The sequence below is a fragment of the Micromonospora sp. NPDC047521 genome, from assembly GCF_055587305.1.
The window spans coordinates 305,972-325,499 of the sequence record NZ_JBVJGN010000007.1 but is presented as its reverse complement, the minus strand read 5'-3'; the positions used below and the strand labels follow the sequence as shown (position 1 = coordinate 325,499).

The following is a 19,528-nucleotide window of genomic DNA, read 5'->3' as shown; positions in this document are numbered from 1 at the left end:
TTATGGGCCATGGAGCTCACCCTCTCCGCCGAACAGGTGGCCGTCCGACAACTCGCCGCCGAGTTCGTCGACCGGGAGCTGGTGCCGCACGCGGCCACCTGGGACCGGCGCGAGTCGGTCGACCCGGCAGTCGTGGGCATGCTCGGCGACCTGGGCTTCCTGGGCCTGACCATCGCCGAGTCCGACGGCGGCTCCGGCGGCGACCACCTCGCGTACTGCCTCGTCCTGGAGGAGCTCGGCCGGGGCGACTCGGCCGTACGCGGCATCGTCTCGGTCTCGCTCGGCCTCGTCGCGAAGTCGATAGCCGCCCACGGCTCCGCCGCGCAGCGGGCCGAGTGGCTGCCCCGGCTCTGCGCCGGCACCGCCCTCGGATGCTTCGCGTTGACCGAGCCGGACAGCGGCTCGGACGCGGCCGCGCTGCGGACCCGAGCGGTCCGCGACGGCGACGACTGGCTGCTCACCGGCACCAAGACGTTCATCACCAACGGCACCACAGCCGACGTGGCCCTCGTCTTCGCCCGCACCGGCGGCCCCGGCCACCGGGGCATCACCGCGTTCCTGGTGCCCACCGACAGCGAGGGGCTGACCCGCCGGGAGATCCACGGCAAGCTCGGCCTGCGCGGGCAGGCCACCGGCGAGCTGCGCTTCGACGAGGTACGCGTACCCGACGCGGCACGCCTCGGCGCCGAGGGCGCCGGGTTCCGCCTGGCCCTGGCCACCCTGGCGAAGGGGCGGATGTCGGTCGCCGCCGGCTGCGTCGGCATCGCCCAGGGCTGCCTCGACGCCGCTGTCGGCTACGCCGGGCAGCGGACCCAGTTCGGCAAGCCGATCGCCGGCCATCAGCTCGTGCAGCAGTTGCTCTCCACCATCGCGGTGGACACCGCCGCCGCCCGCCTGCTGGTGTGGCGGGTCGCCGACCTGATCGACCGTGACCAGCCGTTCGCCACCGAGGCGTCGATGGCCAAACTGTTCGCCAGCGAGGCCGCCGTACGCGCGGCCAACAACGCGGTCCAGGTCTTCGGGGGGTACGGCTACATCGACGAGTACCCGGTCGGCAAGTACCTGCGCGACGCCCGGGTCGCCACCCTCTACGAGGGCACCAGTCAGATCCAGCACCTCCTCATCGGACGCGCGCTCACCGGCGTCAACGCCTTCTAGCTCGAAGGAGCCCGGCATGAGAGTCTTCACCTCCCTCGACGAGCTGGCCGCCGCGGTCGGCGAGACCCTCGGTCCCGGTCCCTGGCAGCGGATCGAGCAGAGCCGCGTCGACCTCTTCGCCGACGCCACCGACGACCACCAGTGGATCCACCTCGACCCGGTCCGGGCCGCGGGGGGACCGTTCGGCGGGACGATCGCGCACGGCTACCTCACCCTGTCGATGCTGCCGGCGCTGGCCGGGGGGCTCTACCGGGTCGAGGGGGTGGCGATGGGGGTCAACTACGGCCTGAACCGGGTGCGTTTCCCCGCCCCGGTCCGCGTCGGCGCCGCCGTCCGGGCCACCGTCACCTTCACCGAGGTGTCCCCGGTCAGCGGCGGGGTGCAGCTGGTCGCGACGGTCACCGTGGAGAGCGACGGCGGTGGCAAGCCGGTCTGCGTCGCCGAGACGGTCAGCCGGCTCTACCGGGGTACGGCGGGCTGAAAGCGGCGGCGGCGGAATCCGTCGCCGCCCCTTCGCCTGCGCCGCAGGTGGGGTGGCGCTCGCTCAGTACGTCGGACGGAGCCTCGCGCCGAGCCAGCGCAGCTGACGACGGACGTGGACTGCCTCGCCGCCCTCGTGGCCGTTGAACGGGTAGACGTGGATCTCCCGCTCCGGCGGGACCTGTCGACCGGACGCGGTGCCGTACTGGTTGTAGGCGGCGAAGCCGGTCCTCGGCGGGCAGACGGTGTCGCGCATGCCGACCCCGAAGTGCGCGGGCGCCGTGGCACGCCGCGCGAGGCTGACGGCATCCACGTAGGACAACGTGCGCCACACCGCCTCCTCGGCCTCCCGGTGCACGGCCAGGTAGTGGGCGATCTCGCCGTACGGCGGGACGTCGCTGAGCTGGACGGCCCGCCGCATGTCGCAGAGGAACGGCGCGGTGGTCAGCACCGCCGCGAGGTCGTCCACCAGGCCTGACACGGCCAACGCGAGACCACCGCCCTGACTGTTGCCGACCACGGCGACCCGGCCCGCGTTGACCCCCGGCAGGGCGCGGACCGCCTCGACCGCCCGGACCGCGTCGGTGATCAGCCGGCGGTAGTGGTAGTCACGCGGATCGAGGATTCCCCAGGTGACAGGCCACGGGCCGCCGGGAGCGCCGTGCGGGTCGGGGGTGTCGCCGGCGCCGTACTGCCCCGCCTGGCCCCGGTTGTCCATCAGCAGGTGCGCGTACCCGGCCACCGGCCAGGTGAGCCGCTCGTGCGGTAGTCCACGGCCACGGCCGTACCCGGCGTACTCCACAACGGCGGGCAGTGGGCCTCGCGCCCCCGCCGCACGGGTGTACCAGGCGCGGACCGGGTCGCCGCCGAAACCCGCGAACGTGACGTTCCAGCAGTCCAGCAGCGGCAGGTCGGTGGGCTCGGGGCGGACGTCGACGAGCACCGGTCGGGCGGCCGCCTCGGCGAGGGTGTCGCTCCAGAACTGGTCGAGGTCGTCGGGCTCGACGATCGTGGGCGAGTATCGCTCCAGGTCGTCGAGGTGCGGGGGTGGATGCGGCACGGGTCCTCACAGGGTCAGTGCGGCTGGGCGGGGGGCGCGGTGCTCTCCCGGACGACCAACTCGGTCACCAGGTCGATCCGGCTGGTCGCCGGCTCGTTGCCGCGCGCCAGTTCGAGCAGCATCTGGGTGGCGATGCCGGCCATGTCGCGCAGCGGCTGGTTGATGGTGGTGAGAGGCGGGTCGGTCCAGGCCGAGACGGGCAGATTGTCGTACCCGATCACCGAAAGGTCCTCGGGCACGCGCAGGCCGCACTGCCGCGCGGCCCGGAGCACCCCCATCGCCTGGATGTCCGAGCCGGCGAAGATGGCCGTGGGCCGGTCCGCCAGCCGCAGCAGTTGCAGCCCGTGGCTGTGCCCGGCACCCGCCGAGAAGCTGCCGTAACGGGTCAACTCGCGGTCGATCGGCGCCCCTGCCTCCTCGTGCGCGGACTGGAAGCCGGCGGCGCGGGCGCGGCTGCAGAGCACGTCGGGTGGGCCGGAGATGATGGCGATCCTCCGGTGTCCCAGGTCCAGCAGGTGCCGGGCGGCGAGCAGGCCGCCGTTCCAGTTGTTGGACCCGACGGTGGGCACCGACGCCGAGGTCGCGCTGTCGGTGTCGACGACGACGAACGGGATGCCGTGGCGTCGCAGGTGCTGCTGCTGGACCTCGGCCAGGTGGGAGAGGACGAACACCACCCCCAGTGGACGGTCGGCGAGCAGTGCGTCCAGCCAGCGTGGCGGCGGGCGGTGCGCGCCGTCGAGCTGGGCGACGGACAGATTGAGCCCGGCGGCGCTTGTCACCGCCTCGACGCCGCGCAGGATCTCCATCGCCCAACCGGTGTCGAACTCGTGGAACACGAGATCCACGCGCCCGCCGCCGGACGAGGACCGGCGGTTGCGGCGCTGGTACCGGTGGCGGTCCAGGCTCTCCTCGACCCGCGCTCTGGTGCCGGGCGCCACATCACCTCGGCCGTTGAGGACCTTGGAAACCGTCGCGACCGAGACCCCGACGTCGTTGGCGATGGTCGCGATGGTGGTGGAGGCGGGTGGGTCGAGCGGGCGGTGCTCTGTCATCGCAGCCCCAACAGCATCCGAAAGTTTCGGAAGACCCTAACATGACGGGCCATTCACGCCAGCCGATCCAACTGTCGATCCCCCCGTTCCCCGCGTCGGCGTCGTTCGCTCGCAACAGAGCGTCAGCGATCGCCTGACCGAGCGCAGGAATCGGTCCCACAGAGGCATCGATGAACCTCTTGACATGCCCCGGCGGGACACTTAGGTTGCCGAAAAGGTTACGCAGGTTTCCGGAAAATTTCGGATCGTGAAATGTCCGCCGCGAAGCTGGCCTCTCAGGGCGCGGATGTGGCCGGAGCTAAGGGGTCTCGGCATGAGAAGTCAGTCGCCCGTCGACAGCGGTGTCGCGCCGTGGCGCGATCCGCACCTGCCGCCTGCCGAGCGGGTCGAGGCACTCGTGTCGTTGATGTCGCTGGAGGAGAAGATCGCCCAGCTGGTCGGGGTCTGGGTCGGCGCCGAGGCGTCCGGCGAGGGCGTCGCTCCGCACCAGTCCGACATGATCGACGGCACGCCGCCCTGGGCCGAGATCATCAGGTACGGGCTCGGCCAGCTCACCCGCCCGTTCGGCACCGCGCCCGTCGACCCGGTGCTCGGCGCCCGGTCGCTTGCCGCGTCCCAGGCGCAGATCGTGGCCGCCAGCCGGTTCGGAATCCCGGCGCAGGTGCACGAGGAGTGCCTCACCGGCTTCGCCGCCTGGCGGGCCACCGTCTACCCCACCCCGCTGGGCTGGGGCGCGGCCTTCGATCCCGAACTGGTCGAGGAGATGGCCGGCCGGATCGGGCGGTCGATGCGCGCAGCGGGCGTCCACCAGGGGTTGGCGCCCGTCCTCGACGTGACCCGGGACTACCGCTGGGGCCGCACCGAGGAGACGATCGGCGAGGACCCGTACCTGGTGGGGACGACCGGGGCGGCGTACGTGCGCGGTCTGGAACGCGCAGGTGTCGTGGCCACCCTGAAACACTTCGCCGGCTACTCCGCCTCCCGGGGCGGGCGCAACCTGGCCCCCGTGCCGATGGGTCCCCGCGAGCTGGCCGACGTGATCCTGCCGCCGTTCGAGATGGCCCTGCGGCTCGGGGGTGCCCGCTCGGTGATGAACTCCTACGCCGAGATCGACGGCCTTCCCGTCGCCGCCGACGAGGAGCTGCTGACCGGTCTGCTGCGCGACGAGTGGGGCTTCACCGGCACCGTGGTCGCCGACTACTTCGCCGTGCGCTTCCTGCAGACCCTGCACGGCGTCGCCGCGGACGGCACCGACGCGGCCCGGCTCGCCCTGCGCGCCGGGATCGACGTCGAACTGCCCACAGTTGACGCCTTCGGCCCCCCGCTGGTGGCGGCGGTCCGCCGGGGCGAGGTCGACGAGGCGCTGATCGACCGCGCGCTCCGCCGGGTGCTCACCCAGAAGATCGAGGTCGGCCTGCTCGACGAGGACTGGCGGGAACTGCCCGACGACGCGGCGGACCTGCGCCTCGACGACGAGACCAGCCAGGACGTCGCCGTACGCCTGGCCCGGGAATCAGTAGTCCTGCTGCGCAACACGGGCGTGCTGCCGCTGTCCGCCGGCCGACGGGTCGCCCTGGTGGGTCCGCTCGCCGACGACCCGATGGCCCTGCTCGGCTGCTACACCTTCCCCAACCACGTCGGCGTGCACCACAGCGGGTACGGGCTCGGGCTGGACATCCCCTCGCTGCGCGACGAGTTGGCCCGCCGGGTCCCGCAGCTCACCCACGAGCCGGGTTGCGCAGTCACCGGCGAGGACACCTCGGGCATCCCGGCGGCGGTCGCCGCGGCCGCCGCCGCCGACGTCTGCGTGCTCGCCGTCGGCGACCGGGCGGGCATGTTCGGCCGGGGCACCTCCGGCGAGGGCTGCGACGCCGCCGACCTGCTGCTGCCGGGCGTCCAGGCCGACCTGGTCCGGGCGGTCCTTGCCACCGGCACCCCAGTCGTCCTGGTGCTGATGACCGGGAGGCCGTACGCGCTCGGTCCCGAGGTCGACGCGGCGGCCGCCGTGGTGCAGGCGTTCTTCCTCGGCCAGCGGGGCGGGCAGGCACTCGCCGAGGTGCTCACCGGCGAGGTGAATCCGTCCGGGCGCCTGCCGGTGAGCGTTCCCCGCGACGCGGGCGGACTGCCCGGCACCTACCTGATGCCGCCGCTGGGTCGCCGCAACGAGGTCTCGTCGGTCGATCCGACGCCGGCGTACCCGTTCGGCCACGGGCTGAGCTACACCACATTCGACTGGTCCGACGCCACGGTGCTGGGGCCGGCGGACGAGCAGGACCCCGCCGACCCGGCGGCCTGGCCGGTCGACGGTACGGCCCGGGTGCGGATCACCATCCGCAACACCGGCGCGCGGGCCGGCGTCGAGGTCGTGCAGCTCTACCTGCACGACCCGGTCGCGCAGACCACCCGCCCGGTGGTCCGGCTGGTCGGCTTCACCCGGGTGCCGCTGGAGGCCGGCGAGGCGGCGCACGTGACCTTCGGCGTACCGGCCGACGTCGCGTCGTTCGTCGGGCTGTCCGGGCGACGCATCGTCGAACCCGGCGACGTCGAGCTGCGGTTCGGCAGGTCCAGTGGCGACGTGGCGGCCGCCGTGCCGCTGCGGCTGACAGGCGTCGAGCGCCAGGTCGGTCACCAACGGGAACTGCTCACGTCGGCGCGGGTCCAGCCCCTCGTGGCCGTCCCGCACTCCGACTAGGAGGGCGAGGATGACATCGACGTTACGGCCTCCGCCGCCGGCCGCGCCCCGAGCTGCGGCGGGGTCCGCGCGCCCCGCGCCACACCCGCGGCGGCGCCGGAGCTGGCGCCAGGCCCTCCGTCGGGACTGGCAGCTCTACTCGCTGGCCGTCCTGCCGCTGCTGTTCTTCCTGATCTTCCGGTACCTGCCGATGGTCGGGAACATCATCGCGTTCCGGCGCTTCAAGCCCGGCGGCAGCATCTTCGGTGAGTACTGGGTCGGGCTGCGGTACTTCCGGATGTTCTTCACCGACCCGACGTTCTGGGAGGTCTTCACCAACACGCTGGTGCTCGGGGCGCTGACGCTGCTGTTCTGCTTCCCGCTGCCGATCGTGCTGGCGCTGCTGCTCAACGAGGTGCGCGCCCGCCGGTTCAAGCGGTTCGTGCAGTCGGTGTCGTACCTGCCGCACTTCCTGTCGATCGTCATCGTGGCGGCGATGGTCACGCAGCTGACCTCCATCGACGGCGCGGCCAACCAACTGGTCCGGATGGCCGGGGGAGACCCGGTGGCGTTCCTGCAACAGCCGCAGTGGTTCCGCACCATCTACGTCTCGTCGGAGGTCTGGCAGACCGTCGGCTGGGGCACCATCCTCTACCTCGCCGCGCTCACCACGGTCGACGAGGACCTCTACGAGGCGGCCCGGATCGACGGCGCCAGCCGGCTGCGGCAGACCTGGCACGTCACACTTCCGGGGATCCGGCCGACGATGGTGACGCTGCTGATCCTCAACATCGGCAGTTTCATGGCTGTCGGGTTCGAGAAGGTCCTGCTGCTCTACAACCCGTTGACATACCCGACCGCCGACGTGGTCTCCACCTACCTGTTCCGGATGGGTTTCCAGTCCAGCAACTTCAGCTACGCGGCCGCGATCGGTCTCTTCGAGGCGGTGATCGGGCTGGTCCTGGTCCTGTCGGCGAACCTCATCTCCCGTCGCACGGTGGGGACGAGCCTGTGGTGATCCTCGGCCGGGAGGCGGACGCCCCGACGACGCGCGGGCCGGTGGACAGCCGCGGTTACCGGATCTTCCGGGTGGTCAACACGATCGTCCTGATCGGCGTCGTGATCGTGACGCTGTTCCCGTTCTTCAACATCGTGGCCCGCTCGCTCAGCGACGAGGCGTACCTCCTCGCGGGGAAGGTGAGCCTGGTCCCGCGCGGGTTCGACCTGACCGCGTACAAGCTGGTGATGTCCGACGCGATGTTCTGGACGAACTACCGCAACACGGTGGTGTACACGGTGGTCGCCACGCTCATCTCGATGGTGCTGACCACGTGCTACGCGTACGTGCTGTCCAAGCCGCAGCTCAAGGGCCGTGGCCTGCTCGTCGGCGTCGCGCTGTTCACCATGTTCTTCTCCGGCGGCCTGATCCCCAACTACGTGCTGGTCACCAGCCTGGGCATGAAGAACACCATCTGGGCGGTGGTGATCCCCAACGCGATAAGCGTGTTCAACCTGCTGGTCATGAAGGCGTTCTTCGAGAGCCTGCCGACCGAGTTGGAGGAGGCCGCCGCCGTCGACGGGCTGAACACGTACGGCATCCTGCTGCGCATCGTGCTGCCGCTGTCCAAGGCGATCATCGCGACGATGGTCCTCTTCTACGCGGTCTCCTTCTGGAACTCCTGGTTCAGCGCGTTCCTCTACTTCGACCGGCAGGAGCTGCTTCCGGTCACCGTCTACCTGCGCAACCTGATCGTCGGTGCCACCAGCGCCGAGTCGGCCGCCGCCGACGCCGACAAGGTCCAGGCGGCGGCCACGTTCCAGGCCGTGACCGTCGTGCTCACCACCCTGCCCATCCTGGCGGTCTACCCCTTCGTCCAGCGGTACTTCGTCCGCGGCGTGATGCTCGGGGCGGTCAAGGGCTGAGCGGCGCATCACCTTCCACCCCACCACCGAAAGGACGAGCCATGCTCTTCAAGCCGTGGCGTCGCGTGGCGACAGCCACCGCGGGTCTGCTCGCGCTCACAGTCATCGCCGCCTGTTCCGAGGATCCCGGCGAGTCGACGGACCTCTCGGAGAACAAGGTAGGCGCGATGGCCACCTACGGCGTCGGCGACCAGTTCAAGGCCACCGAGGCGCTGTCCTTCTCCACCCTCTACAACAACCACACCTTCTACCCGCTCAAGCAGGACTGGCTGTTCTGGTCCGAGCTGACCAAGCGGACGAACGTCACGATCGAGCCGGTCGCCGTCCCGTTGAGCGACTACGAGCAGAAGCGCAGCCTGCTGATCGGCGCCGGGGACGCCCCGCTGATCATCCCGAAGACGTACCACCCGCAGGAGAACGCGTTCGTGTCCTCCGGGGCGATCCTGCCGGTGAGTGACTACATCGATCTGATGCCCAACTTCAAGGACAAGATCGCCAAGTGGAACCTCAAGCCGGAGATCGACAACCTGCGGCAGTCCGACGGTAAGTTCTACCTGCTGCCGGGGATGCACGAGAAGCCCACGCAGGACTACACGGTCCTGATGCGGATGGACATCCTCCAGGAGCTCAACCTGGCGGTCCCGAAGACCTGGGACGACCTGTACACGGTGCTCAAGGCCATGAAGGCGAAATACCCGAACGCCTACCCGTACTCCGACCTGTTCAGCAAGCCCAACCCGACAGGCGCCCTGCTGAACATCCTCGGCTCGGCCCACGGCACCCAGGCGGGTTGGGACTACCAGCACGCCACCTGGGACCCGGCGGCGAAGAAGTTCACCTACACCGGCGCGTCCGAGCAGTACAAGCAGATGGTCACGTACCTGCACAAGCTCGTCGCCGAGGGTCTGCTCGACCCGGAGAGCTTCACCCAGACCGACGACCAGGCCCGGCAGAAGCTCGCCAACGGCAAGTCCTTCGTGGTCACCGGCAACACGCAGACCCTTGTCAACAACCACCGGCCCGACCTGGCCAAGACCCTGCCGAACGCGAAGATGACGAAGATCCCGCTGCCGATCGGCCCGGCCGGTGAGATCAACCCGTTCCCCCGCCTGGAGAACGGCATCATGATCTCGACGAAGGCCCGGGAGAGCAAGAACTTCGTGGCCATGATGCAGTTCATCGACTGGTTGTGGTATTCCGACGCCGGCCTGGAGTTCGCCCGCTGGGGCGTCGAGGGCACCACCTTCACCAAGGACGCGTCCGGCAAGCGCACGCTCGACCCCGGCATCGACTTCCTGGGGCTCCACCCGAAGGCGCCCAAGCACCTGCAGAAGGACTTCGGGTTCCACAACGGCGTCTTCGCCTACGGCGGTACCCCCGACCTGGTCCGCGGGTTCTTCTCACCCGAGGAGTTGGAGTTCCAGAAGGTGATGGACGCCCGCAAGCCGAGGGAGGTGCCCCCGCCCGCCCCGTTGGCCGACGAGGAGCGCGAACAGGTGTCGCTCTGGGAGACCCCGCTGAAGGACTACGTCACCCAGAACACGCTGAAGTTCGCCCTCGGCCAACGGCCCCTGAGCGAGTGGGACGCGTACGTGGCCGAGTTGAAGGCGAAGAACTCCGAGCAGTACATCGACCTGGTCAACAAGGCGTACGAGCGGTTCCAGAAGAACAACGGTTGACCTGTGGGGTCCGGTCGGGCGGCGCCCCGTCGCCCGACCGGCCCCCGACGACCACGAGGACAGCGATGCGCATCACCGTTTCCGACGAGCGCGCCGACGGCCGCACCGACGCCTGGCGGCACCGCGTCGAGCGCCAGCTTCGGGCCGACCCGGGAGGCCGGCCGTGAGCGGCGCCGGGCACGCCTGGCGGCAGTTCGGCGACGGGCCGCTGTCCCGGACCGCCTCCCGGGTCTACATCCTGCTCGTGGTCGAGCTGCTGCTCCTGCTCACCACACTGCCCGGCCTGCTCCCACTGATCCTGCTCGGCCGTGACGCCAGCAACCTGCCGCTGGCGGCGCTCCTGCTGGTGCCGGTCGGCCCGGCGGTCGCCGCCGCCCTGTACGCGCTGCGCCACCAGCGCCCCGACCTGACCGAGCTACGCCCGGCCGCCGTGTTCTGGCGCGGGTACCGGGCCAACCTGGCCGGCGCGCTGCGGATCTGGGTGCCGACGCTGCTGTGGCTGACAGTGCTCGCCGTGAACCTCGCCTACCGGGACGCCGTCGGTCTGCCGGGCTGGTGGACCGTGCCGCTGGTCCTGATCGCGGTGGGTGTGACGCTCTGCGCGGCGAACGCCCTGCTGATCACCGCGCTGTTCGACTTCCGTACCCGCGACGTGCTCCGCCTGGCCGTGCACTTCCTCGTCCGTACCCCCGGTGTCACGGTGGGCAACGCCCTGCTGCTGGCCGCGGCGGCCGGCGTCACGGCGGTGTTCTCCGAGGCGGTCCTCGCGATGCTCGCCTCGGTGGCGGTCCTGGCGTTCCTGCGCGTCGGCGACCCGATGCTCCACCTGATCCGCAAGGAGTTCACCGCATGAGCCTGCCCGTCACCGCCGAGGTGCCCTTCGGGGGCGACCACGACCCCGAGGCCGGGCCGCACCCGGCGTACAGCGTCGTCGGGCGGGAGGACGTGTGAAGGCCGACAAGTCCGTCGATGTGGAGCACCTCGTGTTCGTCGACGAGCCATTGGAAACCCACGAGCCGCGCGTGCACGCCGCCTGGCTCCCCCCGGAGGCGTTCCGGTCGCTGGGCGCGCGCCGCGTCCTCGTACACGGTGAGGGCCTGCTCGTCGACACCGTCCTCGACGAGGTCTCGCGTGCCTGCGCGCGCTACGGCGGACGGGTGTGGCACTCCCCGTCGTGGGACGTCGACGTGGACCTGGTGCTCGCCCTGCGGGGGGCCGGTGAGCTGCCCAATCCGGCGGTGGAGGCCGCACGCTCGGCGGGGGAGGCGGCGCTCGCCGAGATCGGCCGCGGCGAACCGCTCGGCGAGGAGGGATTCCTGCTGGCCCGCGAGGGCGAGGTGACCGTGGTGCTCGCCGACGCGCCCGCCGGCCTGCTGTACGGGCTGTTCCACGTGGTCCGGCTCTGCGCGGCGGCCTTCGACCCGGCCCGCCCCCCGGAGCGACACCGGCCGGCGCTGCGCCGGCGCATGCTGAACCACTGGGACAACGTGGCCGTGCACCCGGTGATGGGCCAGGTCGAACGGGGGTACGCGGGCGGCTCGATCTTCTGGCGCGACGGCCGTCCGCGCGGCGACCTGGCCCGGGTGCGCGCGTACGGGCGGCTGCTCGCGGCCAGCGGAGTCAACGCGATCTCGGTGAACAACGTCAACGTCGCCCGGACCGAGGCGCTGCTGCTCACCGACCGGCTCGGCGACGTGGCGGAGATCGCCGACGCGCTGCGCCCGTACGGCATCCGGGTGCACCTGTCGGTCAGCTTCGCCGCGCCTGTGCTCCTCGGCGGGCTGTCGACCGCCGACCCGCTCGACGAGGCCGTGCGCGACTGGTGGGCCGCCACCACCCGCCGGGTGTACGACCGCATCCCGGACTTCGGTGGCTACCTGGTCAAGGCCGACTCGGAGGGGCAGCCCGGCCCGTTCACGTACGGGCGCGACCACGCCGACGGGGCGAACCTGCTCGCCGAGGCCCTCGCCCCGCACGGGGGAGTGGTGCACTGGCGGGCGTTCGTCTACAACCACCACCAGGACTGGCGGGACCGGTCCACCGACCGGGCGCGGGCCGCGTACGACCATTTCACACCGCTGGACGGACGGTTCCGCACCAACGTGGTCCTGCAGGTGAAGTACGGCCCGGTGGACTTCCAGACGCGCGAGCCTGTCTCACCGGTCCTCGCCGCGATGCCGGCGACCCGGCTGGCGCTGGAGTTGCAGGTCACCCAGGAGTACACGGGCCAACAGCGGCACATCTGCCATCTGGGCCCCTGGTGGGGTGAGGTGCTGCGGTTCGCCCCCTGGGGACCGGGTGGACGGACGATCGCCGACGTCGCCGTCGGGGAGGCGGGGGCCGGCGGTGGCCTGGTCGCCGTCGCCAACACCGGCGACGATCCGTTCTGGACCGGACATCCGTTGGCGCAGGCCAACCTGTACACCTTCGGCCGCCTCGCCTGGGACCCGTGGCGCGACCCGACGGAGATCCTCGACGAGTGGATGACGCTCACCTTCCCGCCGTCGGCGACAGCCGACCCGGAACTGGTCCGGCGGACCCTGCACGAGATCATGGACGACTCGTGGCGTACCTACGAGCGGTACACCGCCCCGCTGGGCGTCGGCTTCATGGTTCACCCAGGTGACCACTACGGCCCCGACGTCGACGGGTACGAGTACTCACGGTGGGGCACCTACCACTTCGCCGACCGGGACGGCGTCGGCGTGGACCGCAGCAGCGCGTCGGGCACCGGCTTCGCCGGGCAGTACCCGCCGTACTGGGCGCAGGTGTACGAGTCGCCCCGGACCTGCCCCGACGAGGTGCTGCTCTTCTTCCACCACGTCCCGTACTCGCACGTCCTGCACAGCGGCTCGACAGTCATCCAGCACATCTACGACACGCACTTCGCGGGCGTCGAGGAGGTGGAGACCATGCGGCGCCGGTGGCGGACTCTCAACGGGATGATCGACCCGGCGGTGTACGAGCGGGTGTCCGAGCGCCTCGACGAGCAGGTGCGCTGCGCCACCGAGTGGCGCGACCAGATCAACACGTACTTCTTCCGCAAGTCGGGTGTGCCGGACGCGCGGGGGCGACGCATCTACTGATCCTCCGGTCACCAGGGGTGGACGGTGCCGTCCTCCAACCTGTTCACCGGAAGGTACGCGGGCGCGTACGGATACCGTGCCGCCGCCTCCTCGTCGATGTCCACACCGAGACCGGGGGCCTCGGCGGGGTGCAGGTAGCCGTCGGCGTAGTGGTAGCCGTGCGGGAACACCTCGTCGGTCCGCGCGGTGTGCCGCATGTACTCCTGCAACCCGAAGTTGGGGATCGAGATGTCGAGTTGCAGCGCCGCGGCCATGCAGACGGGGGAGAGGTCGGTGGCCCCGTGCGAGCCGCTGCGGACGTGGTGCAGCGCCGCCAGGTCGAAGATCCGGCGCAGGTGGGTGATGCCACCGGCGTGCACCACTGTCGTGCGGATGTAGTCGATGAGCTGCTCCCGGATGAGCTGGGCGGCGTCGAAGATGCTGTTGAAGACCTCGCCGACCGCCACCGGGGTGGTCGTGTGCTGCCGGATCAACCGGAAGCCCTCCTGGAGGTCGGCGGGGACCGGATCCTCCATCCAGGTCAGCGCGTACGGCTCCAGGCTGCGCCCGAGCCGGGCGGCCTCGATGGGCGTGAGCCGGTGGTGCACGTCGTGCAGCAGCCGCAGGGTGGGGCCGAACTCGTCGCGGACCCGGGCGAACACCGTCGGCACGTGTGACAGGTAGCGCTGCGTCGACCAGGTGGCCTCGCTGGGCAGCGCCGCGTCGGCCGGCTCGTAGAAGAGCTTGTCGGCGCTGACCCCGTACGTCTTCGGCAGTCCCGGGACCCCGCACTGCACCCGCACGGCCCGGTATCCGAGGTCGACGTAGCGGGCGACCTCGACCAGCACCTCCTCGACGGTCTCGCCGTTGGCGTGGCCGTACACGGTGACGCCCTCGCGGGAACGGCCGCCGAGCAACTGGTAGACGGGTAGGCCGGCGACCTTGCCCTTGATGTCCCACAGCGCGGTGTCCACGGCGGCGATCGCGCTCATCGTGACCGGCCCGCGCCGCCAGTACGCCCCCTGGTACAGGTACTGCCAGGTGTCCTCGATGCGGGCCGGGTCCCGGCCGATCAGCAGCGGCGCCACGTGGTCGCGCAGGTACGACGCGACGGCCAGCTCCCGGCCGTTGAGGGTGGCGTCTCCGACGCCCGTGACGCCCTCGTCCGTGACGATCTTGAGGGTGACGAAGTTGCGGCCCGGACAGGTCACGATGACCCGGGCGTCGACGATCTTCACTCGATCTCCTTCGTGCCAATGGGTCCTGTGTGGACGCGCGCAGGGGGTGACGCGAGGGATGTGGGAAGCCCGACACGTTTCGAGAACGCCCCGATGATAGCCCGCTCATCGATGTCCGGTCAGGGCTCCTCGTGGGCAGCTCGCGCGCGATCTCACGTTCCGAAAAGATTCCGGAAGTCTTGACAATCGAGTGTGCTCGATCGAAGCTGACGTGGTCACGCGAGCCGCGGTCAGGGTCGGGCGAAGGGCAGTCCTCGACTTACTCCCCTTCCATGCGCCAATTCCCCGAGGAATCGCGAACGATGACACTCAAGACAAGGCTGTTCGGCGCCCTCCTGGCGGTCCTCACGCTGGCCGCCGCCGCGCTGACGTTCGCCGCGCCGGCATCGGCGGCGACGCTGACACAGGTGACCGGCTTCGGCACCAACCCCACGAACCTCCAGATGCACCTGTACGTCCCGGACCGGGTGGCCACCCGGCCGGCCGTCCTCCTCGCGCTGCACTACTGCACCGGATCGGGCCCCGCGTTCCACTCCGGCACCCAGTACGCGTCCCTCGCCGACAGGTACGGGTTCATCGTGATCTACCCGTCGGTGACCCGCAGCAGCAAGTGCTGGGACGTCGCCTCCCCACAGGCCCTGCGTCGTGGCGGCGGCAGCGACCCGGTCGGTCTCATGTCGATGGTCGACTACGTGAAGCAGCGGTACTCCGCCGACCCGGCCCGGATCTTCGCCACCGGCACCTCGTCCGGGGCGATGATGACGAACGTCATGCTCGGCGACTACCCGGACGTGTTCGCGGCGGGCGCGTCCTTCGCCGGAGTGCCGTTCGCCTGCTTCGCCACCGGGGGCACCTCGGAGTGGAACAGCGAATGCGCGAACGGGCAGCTCATCAAGACCGCACAGCAGTGGGGTGACCTGGTCCGCGGGGCGTACCCGGGTTACACAGGTCAGCGGCCACGGATGCAGATCTGGCACGGCACCAACGACGAGACACTGCGCTACCCGAACTTCGGCGAGCAGGTCAAGCAGTGGACCAACGTGCACGGGTTGAGCCAGACCCCGACGTACACCGACTCGCCGCAGTCCGGCTACACCCGCACCAGGTACGGCAGCAGCGGCCCGATGGCACCGGTCGAGGCGATCAGCATGCAGGGCGTCACGCACAACCTGCCTGTCGACGCCGCGCAGGTGATCCGCTTCTTCGGGTTGGACGGCACCACGCCCCCGCCGACCACGCCCCCGCCGACGACGACGCCGCCGACCACCCCGCCCCCCACGACTCCGCCCCCCACCACTCCGCCGCCCACCAGTGGCGCCTGCCGGGTCGGATACACGGTCAACGCCTGGAACAACGGTCTCACCGCGAGCGTGACCATCACCAACACCGGTACCGCCGCCGTGAACGGGTGGTCGCTGACCTTCACCCTGCCCGGTGGGCAGCGCATCACCGGCGGCTGGAACGCGCAGTACTCCCCGACCAGCGGCGCGGTGACGGCCCGCAACGTCTCCTACAACGCCACCATCGCCCCGAACACGTCTGTCGACATCGGTTTCCAGGCCACCCACGAGGGCGACACCGCGAAGCCCTCGTCGTTCGCCCTCAACGGTGCCACGTGTTCGATCGCCTGAACCCCCTCTCCACACCACCATCACGAAGGAGTCGCACGATGAGAAACGCGAGATGGAAAGCGGTGACGAGAGCCGCCATCGCGCTGACCGGCGCCGGCACGCTCGCCGCCGGGATGGCGCTGGTGCTGACGGCACCCGCGTCCGCGGGCACCACGCTCGGCGCGTCCGCCGCGGAGAAGGGACGCTACTTCGGCACGGCGGTGGCGGCGTTCAAGCTGTCGGACAGCGCGTACACCACGATCCTGAACCGTGAGTTCAACATGGTGACGCCCGAGAACGAGATGAAGATCGACGCGACGGAGCCGCAGCAGGGCCGGTTCAGCTACAGCTCCGCCGAGCAGATCGTCAACCACGCCCGCAGCCGGGGAATGCAGGTACGCGGACACACCCTGGCCTGGCACCAGCAGCAGCCCAGCTGGATGCAGGGCATGAGCGGGAGCGCGTTGCGTCAGGCGATGCTCAACCACGTCACGCAGGTCGCGACCCACTTCCGGGGCCAGATCTACGCCTGGGACGTGGTGAACGAGGCGTTCGAGGACGGCAACTCGGGCGCGCGTCGTGACTCGAACCTTCAGCGCACCGGCAACGACTGGATCGAGGCGGCGTTCCGGGCGGCGCGGGCGGCCGACCCCGGCGCGAAGCTCTGCTACAACGACTACAACACCGACAACTGGACCTGGGCCAAGACCCAGGCCGTGTACAACATGGTGCGGGACTTCAAGTCCCGTGGCGTCCCGATCGACTGCGTCGGGTTCCAGTCGCACTTCAACAACGAGTCGCCCTACGTGAGCAACTACCGCACCACGCTGTCCAGCTTCGCCGCCCTGGGGGTGGACGTGCAGATCACCGAGCTGGACATCCAGGGCGCCTCGGCGACGACGTACCGCAGCGTGGTGGAGGACTGCCTCGCGGTCGCCCGCTGCAACGGCATCACGGTGTGGGGGATCCGGGACAGCGACTCGTGGCGCTCCTCGCAGACCCCGCTGCTGTTCGACAGCAGCGGCCAGAAGAAGCCCGCGTACGACGCGGTGCTCGCCGCGTTGAACAACGGCACCGCCCCGCCGACCACCGAACCGCCCACGACTCCGCCGCCGACCGACCCGCCCACCGACCCGCCGACGACCCCGCCTCCGGGCACGGGTGGATGCACCGCGACGGTGACCGTGAACCAGTGGACCGGCGGCTTCGTGGCGAACGTCCGGGTGACGGCCGGCTCGTCGGCCCTCAACGGCTGGACGGTGACCGTCGCCCTGCCGTCGGGCGCGACTGTCACCAACGCCTGGAGCGCCGACCGCAGCGGCAACACGGGCACGACGAACTTCCGGAACGTGGCCTACAACGGCCAGGTCGGCGCCGGACAGTCCACGGAGTTCGGCTTCCAGGCCAACGGCACCGCGGGCACCCTGACCCCGACCTGCGCGGCGGGCTGACGTAGACACCGGCCGGTGTGGAGGGCGCCCGGAACCTCCGCACCGGCCGGCCCGCGCCCAAAGGATGCCGTGACCACGGTCAGTCGCCGGAGAAGCCCCAGAAGTAGATCTCCTGTGGCGCGCCCTGGGCGTCGTGCAGGACGGCGCAGCGCGCGAACCAACTCCGCGTCTCGATGTCCTTGAGCACACCGAGGTGCTCGCGGGTGAGTCGTTCGGTGCCGGTCAGACGCAGCGCCTCGGCGGTGCCCACCGGCTCGACAGTGCCGAAGTCGGGCGTCTCGCCCTCGTCCAGGACACGGTAGACGTCGAGAATCGAGTGGGTGCCTGACTCCTGCACCGCCTCGTCGTCGAAGAGCTCCTTCATCGTGGCGGGACGGTCGGGGTAGTCGCTTGCCGCGTTGGGAACGTCCTCACCACCGGCCCACCAGTAGTCACCCTCGGCGAAGACCCTGTCCCGCAGGGCATCCAGCGCCTCGTCCAGGTCTGGCTGGTACGCAACGAAGTAGCTCCACCCGGATGCGCCCACGACTGCTCCTTCTCCCACGCGTCAACAGTGCCGGCACCGTAGCGGCGACCACCGACAGTCGGGAGAGACAGCTGCTAGCCGTCGATGCGGCTGATGTTGCGGATCTTGTTGGACGCGTCCAGGGCGGCCACCTTGTACGCCTCGGCGAGCGTCGGGTAGTTGAACACCGCGTCGATGAGGTAGTCGATCGTGCCCCCGCAGCCGATCACCGCCTGGCCGATGTGGACGATCTCGGTGGCGGCGGTGCCGAACACGTGCACCCCGAGCAGTCGGCCGTCGTCGGGGGAGACGAGCAGCTTCAACATGCCGTACGAGTCACCCACGATCTGGCCCCGGGCCAGCTCCCGATAGCGCGCGATGCCCACCTCGAACGGTGTCGAGCTGTCGGTCAACTGCGCCTCGGTCTGCCCGACGAAACTGATCTCCGGGATCGTGTAGATGCCGATCGGCTGCAGGCCGTGCATCTCGCGGATCGGTTCGCCGCAGGCGTGCTGGGCGGCCAACCTGCCCTGCTCCATCGAGGTGGACGCGAGCGCCGGAAAGCCGATCACGTCACCGACGGCGTAGATGTTGTCGACCGAGGTGCGGTAGTTGGCGTCGACACTGATCCGGCCCCGCCGGTCCGCCTCCAGCCCGGCGACCTCCAGCGCCAGGTCGTCGGTCTGGCCCTGCCGGCCCGCCGAGTACATCACCGTGTCGGCGACGATCTTCTTGCCGCTCTTGAGGATGCACAGCGCGGCCGTCTGGTGCTTCTCCACCGCGGCGACCTCCTCGCCGAAGCGGAACGCCACGGACAGGTCGCGCAGGTGGTACTTGAGCGATTCGACGACCTCGTCGTCGCAGAAGTCGAGCATCCGGTCGCGGCGTTCCACCACTGTCACCTTCGTGCCGAGTGCGGCGAACATGGACGCGTACTCCATGCCGATCACGCCGGCGCCGACCACCACCATGCTGCGGGGTACGGCCTGGAGGTTGATGACGCCGTCGGAGTCGACGATGGTGCGGTCGTCGAAGTCGACGCTGTCCGGGCGGGCCGGGCGGGTGCCGGCCGCGATGATGATTTTGTCGAAGGTCACTCTGGACTCCCGGCCGGAGCCGCCGTCCACCCAGATCGAGTGCGCGTCCGCGAAGCGCCCCGTCCCCGTGATCATCGCCACCCGGTTGCGGGCGAGCTGGTTGCGGATGACGTCGGTCTGGCGGGCGATCACGTGCTGGGTGCGGGCGGCCAGGTCGCTGACCGTGATCTCCTCCTTGACCCGGTAGCTGCTGCCGTACAGGTCCCGCTGGCTCAGGCCGGTCAGGTAGAGCACGGCCTCGCGAAGCGTCTTGGACGGGACCGTGCCGGTGTTGATGCACACCCCGCCGATCATGTCGCGGCGGTCCACGATGCCGACCCGCCTGCCGAGCTTGGCGGCGGCGATCGCGGCCTTCTGCCCGCCGGGCCCGGAGCCCAGCACCACCAGGTCGTAGTCATACACGAGGGTCAGCGTCGCAAGATGTCGGTGCGCGCGCCAGAGCTGGGACGCGAGCGTTACTCTTCCGCCACCACGCAGACGCCGCCGTTCAGTTCACTGCCGTTCCCGAAGCTGTCCCACGCCGGTCCGCGAGGTCGGGG

15 protein-coding genes are annotated in these 19,528 nt (G+C 70.3%); 10 read left to right on the top strand and 5 right to left on the bottom strand.

Translation table 11 applies throughout. The annotated features are described in order from the left end of the window. The first annotated feature begins 9 nt into the window (after positions 1-9). Both ACZ6N8_RS18510 and ACZ6N8_RS18505 read left to right on the top strand, forming a co-directional pair. Complete coding sequence (locus tag ACZ6N8_RS18510; RefSeq protein WP_466011357.1) at positions 10-1,158, top strand: acyl-CoA dehydrogenase family protein; 1,149 nt, start codon at positions 10-12, stop codon at positions 1,156-1,158. 16 nt (positions 1,159-1,174) lie between these two features. Continuing rightward, entirely contained in the window at positions 1,175-1,639 is a 465-nt protein-coding gene (locus ACZ6N8_RS18505) for a MaoC family dehydratase (protein ID WP_364363870.1), read from the top strand. Positions 1,640-1,702: 63 nt separating this feature from the next. On the opposite strand, the gene ACZ6N8_RS18500 is transcribed toward ACZ6N8_RS18505, so the two are convergent. Continuing rightward, positions 1,703-2,698, bottom strand: coding sequence for an acetylxylan esterase (locus tag ACZ6N8_RS18500; RefSeq protein ID WP_466011355.1), 996 nt, complete (start codon positions 2,696-2,698; stop codon positions 1,703-1,705). A 14-nt stretch (positions 2,699-2,712) separates the two neighbouring features. Next, the gene (locus ACZ6N8_RS18495; RefSeq protein WP_466011353.1) at positions 2,713-3,750 is read right to left on the bottom strand and encodes a LacI family DNA-binding transcriptional regulator; all 1,038 of its coding nucleotides are present in this window, start codon (positions 3,748-3,750) and stop codon (positions 2,713-2,715) included. A 313-nt stretch (positions 3,751-4,063) separates the two neighbouring features. On the opposite strand from ACZ6N8_RS18495, the gene ACZ6N8_RS18490 reads away from it, so the two are divergent. The 6 genes from ACZ6N8_RS18490 (at position 4,064) to ACZ6N8_RS18465 (ending at position 13,109) form a co-directional block, all read left to right on the top strand. Then, positions 4,064-6,442, top strand: coding sequence for a beta-xylosidase/alpha-l-arabinosidase (locus ACZ6N8_RS18490; RefSeq protein ID WP_466011351.1), 2,379 nt, complete (start codon positions 4,064-4,066; stop codon positions 6,440-6,442). A gap of 10 nt (positions 6,443-6,452) precedes the next feature. Continuing rightward, positions 6,453-7,439, top strand: a complete 987-nt coding sequence (locus ACZ6N8_RS18485) for an ABC transporter permease (RefSeq protein ID WP_466011349.1) — start codon at positions 6,453-6,455, stop codon at positions 7,437-7,439. Then, the gene (locus tag ACZ6N8_RS18480; protein ID WP_466011347.1) at positions 7,433-8,344 is read left to right on the top strand and encodes a carbohydrate ABC transporter permease; all 912 of its coding nucleotides are present in this window, start codon (positions 7,433-7,435) and stop codon (positions 8,342-8,344) included. Before ACZ6N8_RS18485 ends, ACZ6N8_RS18480 begins: the two co-directional genes overlap by 7 nt. 41 nt (positions 8,345-8,385) lie before the next feature. After that, a complete protein-coding gene (locus tag ACZ6N8_RS18475) occupies positions 8,386-10,023 on the top strand; it encodes an ABC transporter substrate-binding protein (RefSeq protein ID WP_466011346.1) in 1,638 nt (545 codons plus the stop codon). 163 nt (positions 10,024-10,186) lie between these two features. Beyond that, positions 10,187-10,876: a DUF624 domain-containing protein gene (locus ACZ6N8_RS18470; RefSeq protein WP_466011344.1), complete on the top strand. Its 690-nt coding sequence runs from the start codon at positions 10,187-10,189 to the stop codon at positions 10,874-10,876. 94 nt (positions 10,877-10,970) lie between these two features. Then, on the top strand, positions 10,971-13,109 hold the full coding sequence (locus tag ACZ6N8_RS18465; RefSeq protein WP_466011342.1) for an alpha-glucuronidase: 2,139 nt from the start codon (positions 10,971-10,973) through the stop codon (positions 13,107-13,109). 8 nt (positions 13,110-13,117) lie between these two features. Here ACZ6N8_RS18465 and manD read toward each other — a convergent pair whose 3' ends face one another. Continuing rightward, positions 13,118-14,326 carry a D-mannonate dehydratase ManD gene (gene manD, locus ACZ6N8_RS18460; protein ID WP_466011340.1) on the bottom strand — a complete coding sequence of 403 codons (1,209 nt, stop codon included), beginning with the start codon at positions 14,324-14,326 and terminating at the stop codon, positions 13,118-13,120. A gap of 302 nt (positions 14,327-14,628) precedes the next feature. On the opposite strand from manD, the gene ACZ6N8_RS18455 reads away from it, so the two are divergent. Both ACZ6N8_RS18455 and ACZ6N8_RS18450 read left to right on the top strand, forming a co-directional pair. Continuing rightward, positions 14,629-15,957, top strand: a complete 1,329-nt coding sequence (locus ACZ6N8_RS18455) for an extracellular catalytic domain type 1 short-chain-length polyhydroxyalkanoate depolymerase (protein ID WP_466011338.1) — start codon at positions 14,629-14,631, stop codon at positions 15,955-15,957. A 38-nt stretch (positions 15,958-15,995) separates the two neighbouring features. Beyond that, entirely contained in the window at positions 15,996-17,387 is a 1,392-nt protein-coding gene (locus tag ACZ6N8_RS18450; protein ID WP_466011336.1) for a glycoside hydrolase family 10 protein, read from the top strand. 79 nt (positions 17,388-17,466) lie between these two features. On the opposite strand, the gene ACZ6N8_RS18445 is transcribed toward ACZ6N8_RS18450, so the two are convergent. Both ACZ6N8_RS18445 and sthA read right to left on the bottom strand, forming a co-directional pair. Next, on the bottom strand, positions 17,467-17,913 hold the full coding sequence (locus ACZ6N8_RS18445; protein WP_400309889.1) for a hypothetical protein: 447 nt from the start codon (positions 17,911-17,913) through the stop codon (positions 17,467-17,469). A gap of 74 nt (positions 17,914-17,987) precedes the next feature. Beyond that, on the bottom strand, positions 17,988-19,391 hold the full coding sequence (gene sthA / locus ACZ6N8_RS18440) for a Si-specific NAD(P)(+) transhydrogenase (RefSeq protein WP_466011334.1): 1,404 nt from the start codon (positions 19,389-19,391) through the stop codon (positions 17,988-17,990). Positions 19,392-19,528: the final 137 nt, after the last annotated feature.